Origin of the sequence: Clostridium sp., assembly GCF_051278035.1 — a bacterium.
Lineage (GTDB): Bacteria > Bacillota > Clostridia > Clostridiales > Clostridiaceae > Clostridium_AD.
The window spans coordinates 1-17625 of record NZ_JBNMNU010000004.1; the positions used below are offsets into that span (position 1 = coordinate 1).

General features: G+C 32.8%; 15 protein-coding genes. 10 read left to right on the forward strand and 5 right to left on the reverse strand.

The window, feature by feature from the left end; translation table 11 throughout:
• A partial coding sequence (locus ACJAX4_RS01375) for a Gfo/Idh/MocA family oxidoreductase (protein WP_435787660.1) occupies positions 1-204 on the reverse strand: 204 nt, incomplete at its 3' end.
• Positions 205-468: 264 nt separating this feature from the next.
• Here ACJAX4_RS01375 and ftsH point away from each other — a divergent pair.
• From ftsH to ACJAX4_RS01395, 4 genes are all read left to right on the forward strand, one after another.
• On the forward strand, positions 469-2271 hold the full coding sequence (gene ftsH / locus ACJAX4_RS01380) for an ATP-dependent zinc metalloprotease FtsH (protein ID WP_435787714.1): 1803 nt from the start codon (positions 469-471) through the stop codon (positions 2269-2271).
• 225 nt (positions 2272-2496) lie between these two features.
• Positions 2497-2958, forward strand: coding sequence for a hypothetical protein (locus tag ACJAX4_RS01385; RefSeq protein WP_435787661.1), 462 nt, complete (start codon positions 2497-2499; stop codon positions 2956-2958).
• 19 nt (positions 2959-2977) lie between these two features.
• Positions 2978-4330 carry a Trk system potassium transporter TrkA gene (trkA, locus tag ACJAX4_RS01390; protein WP_435787662.1) on the forward strand — a complete coding sequence of 451 codons (1353 nt, stop codon included), beginning with the start codon at positions 2978-2980 and terminating at the stop codon, positions 4328-4330.
• Between the two features lies 1 nt (position 4331).
• A complete protein-coding gene (locus tag ACJAX4_RS01395; RefSeq protein WP_435787663.1) occupies positions 4332-5774 on the forward strand; it encodes a TrkH family potassium uptake protein in 1443 nt (480 codons plus the stop codon).
• A gap of 224 nt (positions 5775-5998) precedes the next feature.
• Here ACJAX4_RS01395 and ACJAX4_RS01400 read toward each other — a convergent pair whose 3' ends face one another.
• Both ACJAX4_RS01400 and arcA read right to left on the reverse strand, forming a co-directional pair.
• Positions 5999-6202, reverse strand: a complete 204-nt coding sequence (locus ACJAX4_RS01400) for a DUF6440 family protein (protein WP_435787664.1) — start codon at positions 6200-6202, stop codon at positions 5999-6001.
• A gap of 268 nt (positions 6203-6470) precedes the next feature.
• Entirely contained in the window at positions 6471-7694 is a 1224-nt protein-coding gene (arcA, locus tag ACJAX4_RS01405) for an arginine deiminase (protein ID WP_435787665.1), read from the reverse strand.
• 672 nt (positions 7695-8366) lie between these two features.
• Between arcA and ACJAX4_RS01410 the strand changes: the two genes are divergently transcribed.
• The 5 genes from ACJAX4_RS01410 (at position 8367) to ACJAX4_RS01430 (ending at position 14516) form a co-directional block, all read left to right on the forward strand.
• Positions 8367-9440, forward strand: coding sequence for a hypothetical protein (locus ACJAX4_RS01410; RefSeq protein ID WP_435787666.1), 1074 nt, complete (start codon positions 8367-8369; stop codon positions 9438-9440).
• 16 nt (positions 9441-9456) lie between these two features.
• A complete protein-coding gene (locus ACJAX4_RS01415) occupies positions 9457-10542 on the forward strand; it encodes a hypothetical protein (protein ID WP_435787667.1) in 1086 nt (361 codons plus the stop codon).
• 267 nt (positions 10543-10809) lie between these two features.
• Positions 10810-11787 carry a substrate-binding domain-containing protein gene (locus tag ACJAX4_RS01420; RefSeq protein ID WP_435787668.1) on the forward strand — a complete coding sequence of 326 codons (978 nt, stop codon included), beginning with the start codon at positions 10810-10812 and terminating at the stop codon, positions 11785-11787.
• Between the two features lie 16 nt (positions 11788-11803).
• On the forward strand, positions 11804-14176 hold the full coding sequence (locus ACJAX4_RS01425; RefSeq protein ID WP_435787669.1) for an ATP-binding protein: 2373 nt from the start codon (positions 11804-11806) through the stop codon (positions 14174-14176).
• Positions 14157-14516: an Hpt domain-containing protein gene (locus ACJAX4_RS01430; RefSeq protein WP_435787670.1), complete on the forward strand. Its 360-nt coding sequence runs from the start codon at positions 14157-14159 to the stop codon at positions 14514-14516. The genes ACJAX4_RS01425 and ACJAX4_RS01430 overlap by 20 nt, the downstream gene beginning before the upstream one ends.
• A gap of 31 nt (positions 14517-14547) precedes the next feature.
• Here the strand turns inward: ACJAX4_RS01430 and ACJAX4_RS01435 are convergent, their stop codons facing one another.
• Both ACJAX4_RS01435 and ACJAX4_RS01440 read right to left on the reverse strand, forming a co-directional pair.
• Entirely contained in the window at positions 14548-15585 is a 1038-nt protein-coding gene (locus ACJAX4_RS01435) for an HD-GYP domain-containing protein (RefSeq protein ID WP_435787671.1), read from the reverse strand.
• A 258-nt stretch (positions 15586-15843) separates the two neighbouring features.
• A complete protein-coding gene (locus ACJAX4_RS01440) occupies positions 15844-16029 on the reverse strand; it encodes an alpha/beta-type small acid-soluble spore protein (protein WP_435787672.1) in 186 nt (61 codons plus the stop codon).
• A 214-nt stretch (positions 16030-16243) separates the two neighbouring features.
• Between ACJAX4_RS01440 and ACJAX4_RS01445 the strand changes: the two genes are divergently transcribed.
• A complete protein-coding gene (locus ACJAX4_RS01445; RefSeq protein ID WP_435787673.1) occupies positions 16244-17536 on the forward strand; it encodes a 2-hydroxycarboxylate transporter family protein in 1293 nt (430 codons plus the stop codon).
• Positions 17537-17625: the final 89 nt, after the last annotated feature.

Below are 17625 nucleotides of genomic sequence, written 5' to 3' on the forward strand. Positions count from 1 at the left end.
GTCAACATCAGTGTCATTAATTAAGCTATCAGCATTATCATACCACTTCGACACATTGTGGCGTACCGCATAATCCTTAGCAAGCTCACCATTACGGCGCATTACAGCTACTAATTGCGAATGATTTGCCTCTTGAAACCCAGGTCCACTCTTAACTTCGGTAACATTTCCACATCCAATGATTCCCCACCGTATTATCTTCATCTTTACCAGTCTCCTTTTTAATATTATAATACATTATAACATTTAAGGCGGTTTTTTTTAAAATATTAAATATAATTAGCCATTTTATTATGTTATAATATTAATAATAGTTCTTTTCATTTTAATCGCAAAAACTAATAGATATCCTCCCAATTTATGTTATGATATTAGATACGAAACAATAGCTCTAAGTTGTTATTTCGGTAAAGTGGTTCCTTTAAAAGGTTAAGTACCTATTGAGTAAGAGAAGAGAGGTGTTCTATGATGAAAAAGAAATCAAATATTGCTATTTTGGCTATAATCCTTGTTATTGTCGCAGTATCTATATTTTCTAAACCAGATCAAACGTCAACAATTATTGATTTTAATGAATTTCAAACCAATTGGACAAATAATAATATAAAAAGCTTTGTCGTGGAAGATGATCAGAGATCAATTTCGGGAACTTTAAAAAATGGAACTACATATAATACAGTTGTTCCACCCGCTAGGTTAAATCAGTTCCTTAAAGCTAATCCAAAAGGTTCAGAGGTTCAGGAAACATACCTAAAACCATCTAATTTTGATATGTGGTTACAGGTTTTACCTAATGTATTATTCATATCAATGCTTGTAGTATTTGGTTTTATGTTCCTAAAGAAGTCAAAAGGTGCCGGTGGGAGCGGTGGTGTAATGAAGTTTGGTAAAAGCAAAGCAAAACTAGTTGATCCCAATGCTATAAAAGTTAGTTTTAATGATGTTGCAGGAGCAGATGAAGAAAAAGCTGAGCTTGCAGAGATAGTCGATTTCCTAAAGGGCCCTAAAAGATATGTGGATATGGGTGCTCGTATACCAAAGGGTGTTTTACTAATAGGCCCTCCAGGAACTGGTAAGACACTTCTTGCAAGAGCCATTTCAGGAGAGGCTGGAGTCCCATTTTTCAGCATATCAGGTTCAGATTTTGTAGAAATGTTTGTGGGCGTTGGAGCTTCTAGAGTAAGAGATTTATTTGATCAGGCAAAAAAGAATGCTCCTTGTATAATTTTCATAGACGAAATTGACGCTGTTGGAAGACAAAGAGGTGCCGGCGTTGGTGGCGGGAATGATGAACGAGAACAGACATTAAACCAACTGCTAGTTGAGATGGATGGATTTGGAGAAAATGAAGGAATAATAATGATTGCAGCTACCAATAGATCCGATGTACTTGACCCCGCACTACTAAGACCAGGTAGATTTGATAGACAAATACTTGTAGGTCTTCCTGATGTTAAGGGTAGAGAAGAAATCTTAGCGGTACATTCAAAAAATAAACATCTTGATCCAGAAGTTAAACTTAGTGTACTTGCCAAAAGGACACCGGGCTTTACAGGTGCAGACATTGAAAACTTAATGAATGAGTCAGCACTTTTAACTGTTCGAAAAGATAAAAAGCTCATAGGAATGCTTGAACTTGAAGAAGCAGTTACAAGAATAATTGCCGGACCTGAAAAGAAAAGCAGAGTGATAGTTGAAGCAGATAGACAGCTTACAGCGTATCATGAAGCAGGCCATGCAATTGTAATGAATTTACTTCCAATGTCTGATCCTGTTCACCAGATAAGCATAGTACCAAGAGGAAGGGCCGGCGGATATACTATGAGGCTTCCAGATGAAGATAGATCATATATGTCTAGGTCAAGACTTGAAGAGGAAATTGTGGGCTTATTAGGTGGAAGAGTCGCAGAAAAGCTTGTTATTGGAGATATAAGTACTGGTGCAAGCAATGATATTGAAAGAGCAACTAAAATTGCAAGAAAGATGGTAATGGACTACGGAATGAGTGATTCCCTTGGACCAATTGCATTTGGTTCGGGTAGCGCTGATGAGGTATTCCTTGGAAGAGACATAGGAAAAGATAGAAGTTTTAGTGAAGAAACCGCATACAAAATAGATGTAGAAATAAAAAGACTTATAGATGATGCATATAAAAAAGCATTGACACTTTTAACTGAGAACAGGAGTAAACTTAATGCTGTAGCGGAAGAACTTTTAGTACGCGAAAAGCTTGAATCAGCAGAATTCCAAGAGATATTTAAAAGAAGCTAATTGATAAAAAATCACAGGTTATCTAAACCTGTGATTTTTTTATTAGTATAAAATACTATCATTGGTACATTTCACTTTACCACACATAATTTGTTTAAGGCCATGGAACCAAGGGTTGTAACTGCTAATATTTAAATTATATAAAGATAATTAAAATAACACTTGATAATATATAAAATAACTGTATAATAACAAAATAACCGTAAATAAATGAGGGGGATTTATATGGGGAGTAAAGTTCAATTTATCACTGATTTGGAAGACTTAGAACAAAGAATATTAACTACACTTAATAATCAAAACGATTATGAAATTTTAATTTCTGGAACATTTGATCATAATTTGTTTAAGAAACTATTAAAAATGTTAGTGGACAATAATAAGATTAATAAATGTAGAATTTTAATTCCATATGTTGGTAACAGTGGAATTCTCTCAAGAGTTTGTATAAATAAAATCAGCAATGTAGGTGGAAAGATACGTATAACTAGTATGTTTCGAAAAAACTTAATTGTTATAGGAACTCAGGTATTTATCTTATCTCTTTCATCTAGGTGTTTAAAAGACTTAGGCATAAAAAGTAATTTTGAGTGTGCTGTTCAGACAGATGACAGCAACACTATTAACTCAATAAACGAAACATTTGAAAAAGTATGGGATAACAGTCTGCCCATAGTGGATGCTTAGAAGGAGGTAGGAGTAAAAAATGAAGATAATTATTATTGGAGCAGGTAAGGTTGGATATACTCTTGCTAAAAATTTAATAGACGAAAATAATGATGTTACAATTATAGATAAAAGTATTGTTGCAATTGAAAAGGTAGAAGATAATCTAGAGGTTATGTGTGTTATAGGTAGTGGGGTAAGCACTAGCGTACTACTTGAAGCTGGTATAGAAAATACTGATTTACTTATTGCCGTAACAGGTAGTGATGTGATTAATATGGTATGTTGTCTTACTTCTAAAAAGCTAGGAGTTCGTAAGGCTGTTGCAAGAGTAAGGGATCCTGAATATGCAGACGAACTCTCATTAATTAAAGATCAGTTAGGTGTAGATTTTGTAATAAATCCTGAATTCACAGCAGCTGAAGAAATAGCAAGAACTTTAGGGTTTTCATCGGCTATTAATGTAGAAAGGTTTGCTAGTGGTAGAGTAAGAATGGTAGAACTAAAAATAACCTCTGAAGTTAAGTTTATCGGCAAAAAGGTAAAAGATATAGACAAACATCCATCATCAATAATATTGGGGTTAATAATGAGGGGCGATGAGGTCATAGTTCCTAAAGGCGATGAAATAATTAAAGAAAATGACTTAATATATGTTATAGGCAAGTCATCTAAAGTATATAATTTTTGTAAAATGTGTGGTAAGTATCCTGAAAAGATTAAAAATGTAATGATAATGGGAGGCGGAAGAATCGCCTATTATCTTTATAAACTTTTGACAAGTATGAACATGAACATTAAAATTATTGAAATAAATAAAGAAAGATGTTACGACCTTTCTGAAGCACTACATAATGCTCTTATAATTAACAGTGATGGAACAGAAGAAGAGGTGTTACTTTCTGAAAACATACAAAATATGGACAGTTTTGTAGCAGTTACTGGTATCGATGAACAAAACTTGATGTCATCTCTTATAGCAAGAAAAATGGGAGTAAAAAAAGTTGTAACAAAAATAAGTCGTACAAATTACATAGATATTGTAAGGGATTTGGGTATAGATTGTATTATAACCCCTAAATTTATAACTACTAATCAAATTCTTAAGTATGCTAGAGGAAATGCAGTTGAGTCACTGCTTAAAATAGCAGGAGGTAATGTAGAGATACTTGAATTTATCGTTGATAAGAATAGTAACCTTATTAATAAAGCAATAAAAAATATTGGAATTGTGGACAATACTTTAATTGCTACCATAGTAAGAAAGCATGAGGTAGTCGTACCTCACGGGGATGACGTAATAAAAAGGGGCGATAGAATAATCGTTATAACCAAACACAAAAATATATCAGATTTAAAGGGTTTGGAAACTGTAATAACTGGAGGATTATAACGTGAATTATAAAATGGTATTGAAAAACTTAGGAATAGTACTGATTTGTGAGGGTATAGCTATGCTACCATCTCTGATAGTAGCACTTTTATATGGTGAAAGTAGTTCGTGGGCATTTTTTTGCACTATATTATTACTATTTATGATAGGTATTCCTGTGTCGTTTATAAAGCCTAAATACGCAAATTTATTTATAAAAGATGGATTTGCTATCGTAGCATTAGCTTGGATTTCAGTATCCTTTTTTGGAGCTTTTCCATTTTATTTCAGTGGAGAAATTCCATCTTTTGTAGATAGTTTTTTTGAAGCAAGTTCAGGTTTTACAACTACAGGTGCGAGTATATTACAACATATACAAGGATTACCTCAAGGCATCTTATTTTGGAGGAGCTTTACTCATTGGGTTGGTGGTATGGGTGTACTTGTACTAACTATGGCAATTCTCCCCTCTACCGGCACCGGTGCACTTAAAATAATGAAGGCGGAAAGCCCAGGTCCTAGCCCGGGAAAGTTAGTTCCTAGGGTTAAAGAAACTGCAAAAATACTATATGGAATTTATTTACTAATGACTTTAATTGAAATTATTCTATTAAAGGTTGCTGGAATGCCATGGTATGATGCATTTGTACACACCTTTGGAACAGTAGGTACTGGTGGATTTTCAAATATGAATTTGAGTGTTGGCGCATATAATAATATTTATATTGAAATTATTATAACTGTCTTTATGTTTTTAGCTGGATCAAATTTCGCTTTATATTATCAAATGTTTAGGGGTAATTTAAAAGCATTCTTTAAAGACGAGGAATTTCGATTATATGCTTTTATTGTTATCACTGCAACAGTACTCATAGGTATAAATATATATGGAACAATATATAATGGAATAGGACAATCAATTAGATATTCAGCCTTTCAAGTAGTATCTATAACAACAACTACAGGATATGCTACAGCTGATTTTAATCTTTGGCCAGTGTTTAGTAAGGTCATATTGTTTTTTCTAATGTTTGTGGGAGGTTGCGCTGGTTCAACTGGTGGTTCAATAAAAAACATTAGAATTTTACTGCTATTTAAAACTGCTAAGAGAGATCTTATGAGGATAATACACCCTAAAGCAATTTATTCTGTAAGAATTGGTGGAAAAGCTGTCAATGAAAGGGTTTTGTCTGAAATACTTGGATTTTTCTTTATGTATATGATGGTTCTCTGTGGAGCTATACTTATAGTATCTATTGAGGGAAAAGACCTTGTAACAACGGTGACTGCTGTGGCGGCTACTATAGGAAATATAGGACCCGGCCTTGGCATGGTTGGGCCAACAGGTAATTTTTCAGGGTTCACGAATTTAAGCAAAATGGTTTTATCCTTTTGTATGCTCGTAGGAAGACTTGAAATATACCCAATATTACTTTTAGCTCTTCCTGATTTTTGGAAGAAGTAGTAATACATAATATATACGTTGCTCTATGCAAGTTAGAAAACTATAATCCATGTTGTCTACAATATGGATTATAGTTTTCCATTTTTCTGTTATCATAGCTAAATTTCCATTTGATTCCAAATCTATCGGTTAGACCACCATTATCAAACAAAGATTTAACTTCATCTATGTTCTTAGTTACTATTGCAAGACTTAATTAAAACTAATATAAACATTAACAGTTATTACAATTTCACTTGTGAAAGCATAGGATTTCCATCCTTATCTAACAGCACTGTTATTCGTCCAGCATAATCTTCAATATTGATTAAATAGTTTACTCCTATTCTTGTGCCCACAATCATTTTACAATGAACTGCTATTAAACCAGCACGATCACATACAGTTTTAAATATTTTTTTTTGACTCTTATCACTCATATTAAACATTTTCCCCTCCTATATTCACCATACTATATTAGTATATAAATCTTTCCGATATATTATATCCTAAAGTTTCAACAACTCTCTTAAATATAGCCAAATTGTAAAGATATTATTCGGGAAAACAAAAATTGAAAGGTGCAAGGCACCTTTCAATTTTTGTAAATCATATATTAATAACTGCTTATATCCTCAGTATTAATTTACTATCACTGTTCCAGCTGTTCCAGCTATTGCCTCCTTAGCTTTCTCAAGGGAGGTTATAATTGTTTTTTTATAAGTCATCTCTATTTAAAGGCATACTCATACACCTTGGCCCGCCTCTTCCTCTTGATAGTTCAGCGCTCGCCATTGTTATAACTGTTATTCCACGTTTTGATAAAATATCATTTGTAACATAGTTACGTTCGTAAGTTATAACCTTTCCTGGTGAAATAGCCAGAGTATTTGACCCATCATTCCATTGTTCTCTTGCAGCTACAATAGAGTCACCGCCACCACATCTTATTAATTCAACTGAAGGCACCTTTAAGGCGGCCTTTAATATATTCTGTAGTACATCTTTTTCTTGTTTAATATTTAATTCTCCGTTAATTCCTTTTGTTATTTCAAAAACATTAAGTGGACCTTCAATCTCTGGGTGTATTGTAAATTTATCATAATCAACCATAGTAAATACAGTGTCAAGATGCATAAATGCTCTGCTAGATGGAATTTCTAGTACCAGCACTCTATCAAAAGATGCATGTTTTTTGAAGATATTCTTTGCTACAGTCTCTATAGCCTCAGGTGAAGTCCTTTGGCTACATCCTATTGCAATAGTTGTTGCAGATAATACATGCTCATCCCCACCTTCAATATTATTAGCAAGGGTCCTATCATACCAAAGTGGCACTTCATACTCATTGAAAGAACTATGATACGAATGAATAAACTTTAAAAACATAGTTTCACGTCTTCTAGCCTCTGTTTGCATGGTATTTATAGTGATACCATTTCCAATTGATGCACCCGGATCGCGTGTAAAGTAAAGATTAGGCATTGGGTCTAAATAGAAAGGATACTGGTTTCTCATGAGTCCTCTTAGCGCATCTACGCCTCTAACTTCTATTTCATTTTTCCTAACTCCAGCCATAAGTATATCAATCATTTCTCTTGTAGTTTTTGATATTAAATAGCCATAAAGAGAATCGTATATTTCATTATTGCTAATGTGACTTTCTTTTAAGAACTGTTCTAAAAATATTCTTTTTATTTTATCCTCATGTAAAGATTCAGTAACAAGATCTTCTAAGTAAAGAACCTCTACATTATTTTCATTTAGTATTTGAGCAAATCTATCATGCTCTTTTCTTGCCACCTCTAAATATGGAATATCATCAAAAAGTAACCTTTCAAGAAGTGCTGGCGATAAATTTTCTATTTCTCTACCGGGTCTATGTAACATTACTTTATTTAATTTTCCTATTTCGGAAGTTATATTTATAAATGACTTCATTTCGTTACCCCCTATATTGTTTGCTGCCTGTACCCTCATTATAGGTTATACGTTTTCAGAACTAAAACCTCATATATAGATGTAACCATTCATATTTAGCATCTACAACTATTTATACTTATTTACAACGTTTTAACTCTCTTAAGGTCTACTATAATAAGTAATACTATATGTATCTTAGCTAGTATATTAAATTTTTCTAATTAATTGTATATTTATTCACAAACATTTCATTTGTTATGTATAACAATAAAAATAGGGCATAAATATTCAACATAAAAACATCATTTTTTTTAATAATTTACAAAATGTTCATTTTTTAAGATATCACTTTATGGATCAAGCTCATTTTCATATGATTCTAAGTAAAAGTCTCTTATAACTTCAATTATTATAACCTCTTTAGCAACTTTGCTTTTTAAAATAACTGTTCCTTAAATTATTTCAAATTTGACATATAAATAAGTTCCTGTATAATGTAATTATATTAAACTTATCGTGAATTTGCGTTAACCTACCATAAATAAGGATGTTTTTACTAGTGTAAGGTTTTGCAGCAACTTATAAATAGCTACAATAACCTCACAAAAAACATCCTCATAACAAATATTATGAGGATGTTTTTTGAGGTTAAATAATAAAAATACATTACTCTAAAGGAGGAAATTTTACATGAGTTTTCAATTACCAAAGTTTGTATCACCAGACTTTACAAAAGATTTTTTTATGTGCGCACCGGATGTTAGAACCAGTGAAGTTGAAAAAGACGGGATTGCTCCTAAAGGCTTCTCAATGACATCTATATTACCTGAGTATTTTAAAATTAATCAACAGTGGGTGCTTCCAACCCAAACATCTATAGAATGTACTGCTGTCGTTCGCGATAACAACACTGTAGAAGTTGTGGAATTTAGAAACCTTAAAGTTTCAGATAAAGTCATTTTAGGAAGATCTAAAGATGGAAGTGAAGGTATATACGAGTATACTTGTGGATTTGATGACTTACCAAATGTAGAATCAGGAAGATCTGTTGAATCTTCATTTTCAGGAGATTCTAAAGAATTATATGAATTACTAGAATATGAAAAACAAAACAATGGACATATAGTTTGGGTTCTAGGGCCAGCTGTGGTTTTTGATTATGATACTAGAGCTGCACTATCAGCGCTTGCTGAAAATGGGTATGTAAATGCTCTTTTGGCTGGGAATGCCATGGCAACCCATGATCTAGAAGGAGGGCTACTAGGAACATCGCTCGGACAAAATATATATACTCAAGAATCTGTTATAATGGGACATTATAACCATTTAGATCTAATAAATGAGGCACGCCGCGCAGGTTCTATAGAAGCATTAATCAATGAAGGAAATATAAAAGATGGATTTATGAAAACCTGCATAGAGATGGATATACCTGTAGTTCTTGCTGGATCTATAAGGGATGATGGTCCACTCCCACCCGTTTATCATGATATATCTTCTGGACTCGATGCTATGAAAGAAGAAACCGATAAAGCAACAGTTATAATTTGTCTTGCTACGGTTCTGCACTCAGTAGCAGCTGCAAACTTAGCTTCATCATACAGAGTTGTAGATGAAAAAGTAAGACCCGTATATTTTTATTCTGTAGACATTGCAGAATATGCAGTAAATCAAGTATCAGTTGCTAGAGGATCTGCAAGTGTTAAAACAATAGTTACTAATGTTCAAGATTTTGTAGTTAATGTCAAAAAAAACTTATGTTGATAGGAGGAGATTTTAAATGAGTTTTAAATTACCAAAGTTTACGCCGCCTGATTTCTCGCAAGATGTTCTTGTTAATGCTCCTGACTGTAAACTCGAAGAAGTAATTAAAGAAGGTGTTGCTCATAAAGAGTATCATGCATTATCAATATATCCTGAATATTTTAAGATTAAAGGGAAATGGGTAATAGCTACTGAAAGCCGTATGGATAGCGTTGCAATTGTTACTCCAGATGATCACATAGAAGTCGTGGAATTCAGGAATTTAAAAGTTGGAGATAAAGTTGTCGTAGGAAGAACTGAAGATGGAAGTGACGGTATATACATGTATACTACTGGTTTTCTTAATGATGATGGAGATGCTGATACCTTTGCATTTAGAAGTGGTAGATCAAGAGAAACAGCTTTCTCTAAAGATTACGATGAGTTATACAAAATTATGCAATATGAAAAAGAACATAACGGAAAAATAGTTTGGGTTTTAGGACCCGCAATTGCATTAGATGATAAATCAAGAGATGCTTTTACCTCACTCGTCGAAAATGGGTATGCTCAAGCTGTTTTATCTGGAAATACCCTTGGTACTTATGATTTAGAAAATGCTAGGTTCAATACAGTTTCGGGTCAGGAAACTTTTGAGTCCCGTGAAAATGCCCATTATAACTATGTTTCAACTATAAATGAGGCACGACGTGCAGGGTCCCTTGCCGAACTCATAAATTCAGGGAAAATTAAAGATGGTATATTAAAAGCTTGCGCCGAAAATGATGTACCTGTAGTACTTGCAGGTAGTATAAGAGATAGGTATGCACTACCAAATACATATGATAATGTGTATGACGCTCAAGATGCTATGAGAAAACATACTAGGAATGCAACTATGCTTATATGCTTATCTTCAGTACTTCATACCATAGCTGCAGGAAATATGACTCCATCTTACACAGTAAAGGACGGGGTTGTTAGACCAGTGTATATATATTCTATAGATATACAGGAATTCTCTGTTAACAAATTATCTGATAGAGGAACGTTAGAAGTTAAGACATTAGTTACAAATATCCAAGACTTTATAATTAATGTGGCTGAAGGATTAATCAAATAATCGTTATTAAAATTATATAGTACAACTAAAAGAACTGGTTTAATCTAACCAGTTCTTTTAGTTGTATATATTATTACAGCATCTAAATAGTAATAAACTTCCTTTATCTTATTCATAAGTGCATTAATTGTAAAAAATAGTGATAAAACAATAAAAATTGAAGGAATCACAGCATATTTGTAGAATAACTCCAATTAGAATAAAAAATGCTATGTTTAAACGAAATAATAACTAATTGTTTTAAGTAATAAAGGAAGGTGCCACATCATGTATAAAAAACTACTATATACGATTATTTTTTTTGTGTTTATTTCAACTATCTTAGTAGGGTGTTTCAAAGGTTCTAATAGTAAAACAGCAACTAACTTAAAAGCTACTCTACCTCAAAAGAAAAATGTTTTATTAATAATGAAAACGCTCACTAATCCTTTTTTTATTGAGATGGAGAGAGGTGCTAGGCACGCTGAAAGTGAAACTGGCATAAAGCTAACAGTAAAGACCGGTGCGAAAGAAACCTCAATAGAGCAACAAATCGCCATAGTTGAGGATGCTATTGCTTCTAAGGTAGATGCTATTGTAATTGCACCCGGCAGTTCAATAGAATTAATTCCAGTATTAAAAAAGGCTCAGGATGCTAAAATCCCTATAGTAAATATAGATAACAGATTAGACCCTGTTTTGTCCAAAACTAAAGGCCTAATAGATGTTCCTTTCATTAGCGTTGATAATAAAAATGGTGGCTACCTTTCTGCAAAATGTATAAGCGATAAAATTACTAGTCCAACAAAGGCAGTCATCATTGAAGGTATTCGTGGTGCTAATAACGCTGATCAAAGGAAGGAAGGAGCAATTAAAGCTTTTGCTGAAAATAAAAACATTACCCTAGTTGCGACAGAGACTGCAAATTGGAATATAGCTGAAGCTTATGATGTAGCAAAAAAGCTATTCGAAACTAATTCTGATATTGGAGCTGTTTTTTGTGCTAATGATATGATGGCTTTAGGAGTTATACAATATTTGGACAAGTCTAAGGGAAAAGATATATTAGTAGCTGGTTTCGACGCTCTTTCTGAAGCAAAAAGCGCAATAGCTCAAGGTAAAATGAGTAATACGATAGCTCAACAAGCCTCCCTTCAGGGTTATACTGGAGTCAAATTGGCTGTAGATTTAATTAATGGAAAAAAACCAGCAAATTTAATTAATCTCGTAGATGTAAAGGTACTTGATGCAAATAATATAAAATAAAATGGGGGCTGTTTTTGTGTTCAAGATATTTTCTCACCTTTCAATTAAGTATAAATTTTTAATATATATTTTTCTTATAAGTATATTACCACTTATAATACTGGGGTCAATATCTTATACTACATCTAATTCAATAATTACAGAGAACGCGAAGATTGCTTCAAAGCAAACTTTAACCCTTGAAAAACAGTATACAGATTTAATTATGGAGGAAGTTGAAAGCCTTATTGCAAACCTTTCAGGTATTGAAGACATAAAGAAAAGTATGCTTATTAAACCTGCTGAAACTAATAACTATAATAAACTAGTGACTCAGGCTCAAATAGGTAATATACTTAGCGGTTATATTAATTTAAAGGGGTTAATATCTATTGATATTTTTTCTGATTTAGGCGCTCATTACCATATTGGCGATACCCTAGACTTCCAACAAGTTGACACTTCTTTAAAGGATAGGATTTATAATGAAGCTCTTGAATCTTCAAAAACGGTTACCTGGCTCGGTATAGAGGATAATGTAAATACTACCTCTACCTATAAAAAAGTTATTACAATAACAAAAGTACTTAAAACTATAGACTCTGCAACTATGGAAGAAAAACCTATAGGATTAATTCTAGTTAGCTATGATGTAAATGTACTTTATACTCATTTTAATCTAAACCAAAACAACTCTTTTTATATGGCTATTGATAGTAAAAACAGAATAATTTCTCACCCTAATATTAATTATATCGGTAAAGTTATAGACGACAAAAAGCTTCTAAGTAAACTATCTGAAAATAATAGCAGCTTTACTGATAACCTAAATGTAGATGAATTGATTAAAGGTAAGATGCTAGTTACCTATGAGAAATTCGAAAAAAGTGACTGGACCTTAATTAATTTCCTTCCGATTAATACTATTACCATGAAAACATTACAAATTAGAAATATTATATTTATAACCTTGAGTCTCTGTTTAGTATTAGCTGCCTTAACTGCTTTTATGACTTCTAAGCAGGTTTTGCAACCAGTAAATAAAATCACTAACCTTTTTAAGGATATCAAGGCCGGTACCATTGATTTTGATTTACGTTTAAAAGTAGACACTGATGATGAAATTGGAGAACTGGTTAAGTGGTTTAACACCTTTATTGAAAGTCTTGCAGATAAAAAGAAAACAGAAGAAGAACTGATTAAAGCCAGAGAAGAGGCTATATCTGCTAATAGCGCTAAAAGTAACTTTTTAGCCAATATGAGCCATGAAATAAGGACTCCACTTAATGCTATAATTGGCATGACAGAGCTTCTCATAGATACACCACTAGATATTGAACAAAAAAGCAATGCATTAGTTGTACGTGATGCTGGTCATTTGTTATTAAGTGTAATAAATGATATATTAGATTTTTCTAAAATTGAAGCTGGAAAAATGATTTTAAGTCCATACGAGTTTAGTGTAAATCAAGTAATTTTAAACATCACTGAGATACTTTCTGTAAAATCCAAAGAAAAAATGATACCAATAAAAATCTATGTAGATCCTGAAATTCCACTTCTCTATGGAGATGCAGATAAACTAAGCCAAATTCTAATGAATTTAACTTCTAATGCCATTAAATTCACAGACAATGGGTATATTACAGTTTGCGCAAATATTAAAGAAGTAAATATTAATACCGTAACTTTACTTATTGAGGTTACAGACCTTGGCATTGGTATATCTAAGGAAGCTCAGAACATGCTTTTCAATCCTTTTATACAAGCAGACAGTTCTACTACAAGGAAATACGGTGGTACAGGCCTTGGACTTTCAATATCTAAGAAACTGGTAGAAATGCTTAATGGAAGGATATCTTTAAGAAGTAAAATTGGTGAAGGTTCAACCTTTTCCTTTACAGCTATATTTGAAAAAGCCCAGTCAACTTTAAAATTAGAAGATGATAATAATGCTGATATGAAAAATGATTTTAACACTGACTTTAAAATAACAAAAGGTACAACAATTTTACTTGTAGAGGATAATGTAACAAACCAGAAACTAGCATTACTTCAGCTAAAGAAATTGGGGCTTATAATAAAACTTGCCTCAAACGGACAAGAGGCAGTGGATGCGGTATCTAGCAATTACTTTTCTTTGGTTATAATGGACTGTCAAATGCCAGTTTTAGACGGCTTTGAAGCTGCTAAAATAATAAGGGAAATTGAAAAAGTTACAGGTGGCCACGTCCCTATTATTGCTATGACAGCAAATGCTATGCAAGGAGATAAAAAAAAGTGCCTTGAGGCTGGAATGGATGACTATATCAGTAAACCTGTAAAAGTGAGTGAAATACATGAAAAAACTAAAAAATGGATTGAATATACTAACAGAGGAGATGCTAAGAATGGTGAGCGAAATTTATGATATTGTAGGACTATCTAAAGACCTAGAACTGGAATGTGAGGATATTACTGATTTATATGTTTCTTATATAGATGATATAGCCGATCATTGTCATAAGATTAAGGAAACCTTTAGTAAAAAGGATTTTATTGAACTCAGAAGCGAGGTTCATAACGTAAAAGGAGTATCTGCAAATCTACTACTTAAAGATGTATTTGAAGAGGCCGATTCATTCGAAAAGTTATTAACATGTGGTGATTTTCTGGGTTCAAATGAACATGTGGAAGCTCTTTCTAATCTATTGATTAATTCTAAAAATAAAATAATTCAAAGTTTTGCACAGGTAAAAATCATATTATAAATAAAGGTTTAGTAGCGATAATAAAGTTGAATTAAATGTCCTTTAATAATTCAGCGATTTTCCTTACCTCTTCTTTTTTCACTATAAATATATCAACTAGTTCCGGGTCAAAATGTATACCCTTTTCATGAATTATGTATTTCATAGCTTCATCAAAAGACCAAGGCTCCTTGTATGGCCTTTTAGAAAGCAGAGCATCAAAACAATCTACTATCGCTAATACCCTTCCATATATCGGTATTTGTTTATTTCTTTGGCCTTTAGGATAACCAGTGCCATTGAACCATTCATGGTGTGATAATGCCACAATAGAACCAGCCTTTAAATACTTACCAGAAGTATTCTTTAATATATCATATCCATTCACAGCATGTTGCTTCATTATTTCAAACTCATCAAAAGTTAATTTACCAGGCTTTAAGAGAATTCTTTCTGGAGTTCCCACTTTACCGATATCGTGAAGCTGAGAGGCATAAAATAAAATTTGTATTTCCTCCTCACTCATACCCATCTCTGTAGCTAAAAGCTTTGAATAGTGAGCTACTCTCAGTATATGATGTCCTGTTTCAATATCTTTGAGCTCAGAAATTTTTCCGAGAACCATTATAGTCTCTTCTTCTCTTTCAAGAATCTTTTGAGTAGCTTTATTCACTTCTTCTTGTAGAAGTAAAGCTTTATCTTGAATTATTATTTGAGACTTTCTCATTTCTAATAAGTTTCTTGTTCTTGCAATAAATTCTGTTGAATGAATTGGCTTAATTAAAAAATCAGTCACTCCTGCTTCTAATGCATCAATTTTTATTTTTTGGTCATCAGAAATCGCAGTAACCATAATTATTGGTGTGTTGGTATTTTGCTTTCTAAATTCTCTTATAAATTCTATACCATTCATTTCAGGCATCACATAGTCAATAAAGATGATATCAGGCTCATTTTCGAAAGCATCCAAAAGCGCTTTTATGGGATCCGTATAGTTTACAATGTCAATTGGTAACTTTCTTGCATACTTCTCAATAAGCAAAAGATTTATATTATTATCATCTATAGAAATAGCTTTTAATTTATTCAATATAAGTACACCCCTATCATCCAGTATAATATGTTAAAATTTCAACTCACATATTATAAAGCCCCTCTAATTATTTAAGCTTAAGTAAATTATAATTCTACATTAATTTGCATATACCTTTAAATAATGTAATATTTCGTCAAAAAAACATTATTAATTATATTTAGAATAATACAAAAGAGTACCTATAGGAAAACACCATATAAAATAAAATGTGTGTCTAGCCTATAAGTACCCTTTTTATTACTTACCTTTTAATTATAAATTCTTTTCGTAAGCCTCAACCATTTTTTTAACCATTTGTCCGCCTACAGAACCGTTTTCTCTTGAAGTTAAATCTCCATTGTAACCTTCTGAAAGTTTTACGCCTACTTCACTGGCAGCTTCCATTTTAAATTTGTTTAATCCAGCCTTAGCCTGTGGTACCAATACTTTCTTTGACATTTAAATTACCTCCCTTTTATTTGATAATGACTTTCATTCGTGACATTATATTGTGCATTATTATAAAAAATACTCATAGTAATTAGTGCCTGTTTTAATATAAAAAAATAAAATAGTATTATTATGTTAAAAATACATTTTTTTTGAGTTCTAGCGTTCCCCTCTAGTAATATACATATAATAAGAAAATTATTAATAGAGGAGATAATTAGATATGAAAAATACAATCGAGAATCAAGGCTATAAAATTCTAGGTCTTCCAGTGGTAGGTTTTGCAATTATTTCAATAGTCATTTTATTCGCAACATTTAATGGTTCATTGCCGGGAGGAATGATAGGTGCGTTTGCATTAATGTTAATATTAGGTGCAATATTTAATGAAATAGGAAATAGAACCCCTATTATTAGTACCTTCTTAGGTGGTGGTCCCATCGTAATTATCTTTGCGAGCGCTGCACTTGTAACGTACAACATACTTCCCACCGCAGCAGTTGAAAATATGACAACATTTATGAAAGGTGGAGGATTTCTAGATTTTTATATTGCAGCACTTATAACGGGCAGTATTCTTGGTATGAGTAGAAAATTATTAATAAAATCAGCCGTTAGATATTTACCAGTAATCATATGCGGCCTTGCAGTCTCCCTCGGCCTTGTAGCTTTAGTTGGAGCACTTATAGGCTATGGTGCAAAAAACGCAATATTTTTTATAGGCATTCCTATCATGGGTGGCGGAATGGGTGCAGGTGCTGTCCCATTGTCCAAAATATTTGGTCAATCAATGGGAGTAGACCCAACAAAAATGTTATCAGTAATGGTACCCGCAGTAGCGCTTGGAAATGCTATGGCCATTGTTATGGGCGGATTACTTGATAGATTAGGTAGAGCTAAACCCTACTTAACGGGTAATGGTAAATTAATGAAGATAGATGATAAAATGAATACAGCAGAAGAACCTGAAAATGATAAAATAGACTTAAAAACTATGGGGATGGGATTATTACTAGCTTTAACATTCTTCGTTGTGGGATCAATTATAGGAAAAGCTATCCCCGGCGTTCACTCATATGCATGGATGATAATATCAGTAGCTATAGTAAAAATGATTGGATTTATGCCAAGGTTTATGGAGCTTGCAGCAAAGCAATGGTTTGAATTTGTAATGACAAATTTTACTGGAGTGCTTTTAGTAGGAATAGGGGTCGCATATACTAATCTTGCAGAAGTTGCAGCGGCTTTTAGTTGGCAGTATGTAGTTCTTGTATTAGCAGTAATAATAGGCGCTACAATAGGCGCATTTATTGGTGGAAAATTCATTGGTTTCTATCCAATAGAAGCAGCACTAACAGCAGGTCTCTGCATGGCCAATATGGGTGGCACAGGAGATGTAGCTGTATTAACAGCTGCGAAGCGGATGGATCTTATGCCCTTTGCACAAATATCCTCTCGTATAGGTGGAGCCCTGGTTTTAATACTGGCCAGTTCCTTATTAAAACTATTTATGTGAACAATTAGCAATTTTTTAGTAATAATCCCAGTATAAATATGTTTGGTTAAGGCATTGCTGTAAAAGGCAGTGCCTTATTCATAATATAA

Excerpts from the sequence above, each read along its gene's own strand:
- ftsH (WP_435787714.1), top strand. The coding sequence starts at position 469 with ATGAAAAAGAAATCAAATATTGCTATTTTGGCTATAATCCTTGTTATT.
- ACJAX4_RS01385 (WP_435787661.1), top strand. The coding sequence starts at position 2,497 with ATGGGGAGTAAAGTTCAATTTATCACTGATTTGGAAGACTTAGAACAA.
- trkA (WP_435787662.1), top strand. The coding sequence starts at position 2,978 with ATGAAGATAATTATTATTGGAGCAGGTAAGGTTGGATATACTCTTGCT.
- ACJAX4_RS01400 (WP_435787664.1), bottom strand. The coding sequence starts at position 6,202 with ATGTTTAATATGAGTGATAAGAGTCAAAAAAAAATATTTAAAACTGTA.
- arcA (WP_435787665.1), bottom strand. The coding sequence starts at position 7,694 with ATGAAGTCATTTATAAATATAACTTCCGAAATAGGAAAATTAAATAAA.
- ACJAX4_RS01410 (WP_435787666.1), top strand. The coding sequence starts at position 8,367 with ATGAGTTTTCAATTACCAAAGTTTGTATCACCAGACTTTACAAAAGAT.
- ACJAX4_RS01415 (WP_435787667.1), top strand. The coding sequence starts at position 9,457 with ATGAGTTTTAAATTACCAAAGTTTACGCCGCCTGATTTCTCGCAAGAT.
- ACJAX4_RS01420 (WP_435787668.1), top strand. The coding sequence starts at position 10,810 with ATGTATAAAAAACTACTATATACGATTATTTTTTTTGTGTTTATTTCA.
- ACJAX4_RS01430 (WP_435787670.1), top strand. The coding sequence starts at position 14,157 with ATGGTGAGCGAAATTTATGATATTGTAGGACTATCTAAAGACCTAGAA.
- ACJAX4_RS01440 (WP_435787672.1), bottom strand. The coding sequence starts at position 16,029 with ATGTCAAAGAAAGTATTGGTACCACAGGCTAAGGCTGGATTAAACAAA.
- ACJAX4_RS01445 (WP_435787673.1), top strand. The coding sequence starts at position 16,244 with ATGAAAAATACAATCGAGAATCAAGGCTATAAAATTCTAGGTCTTCCA.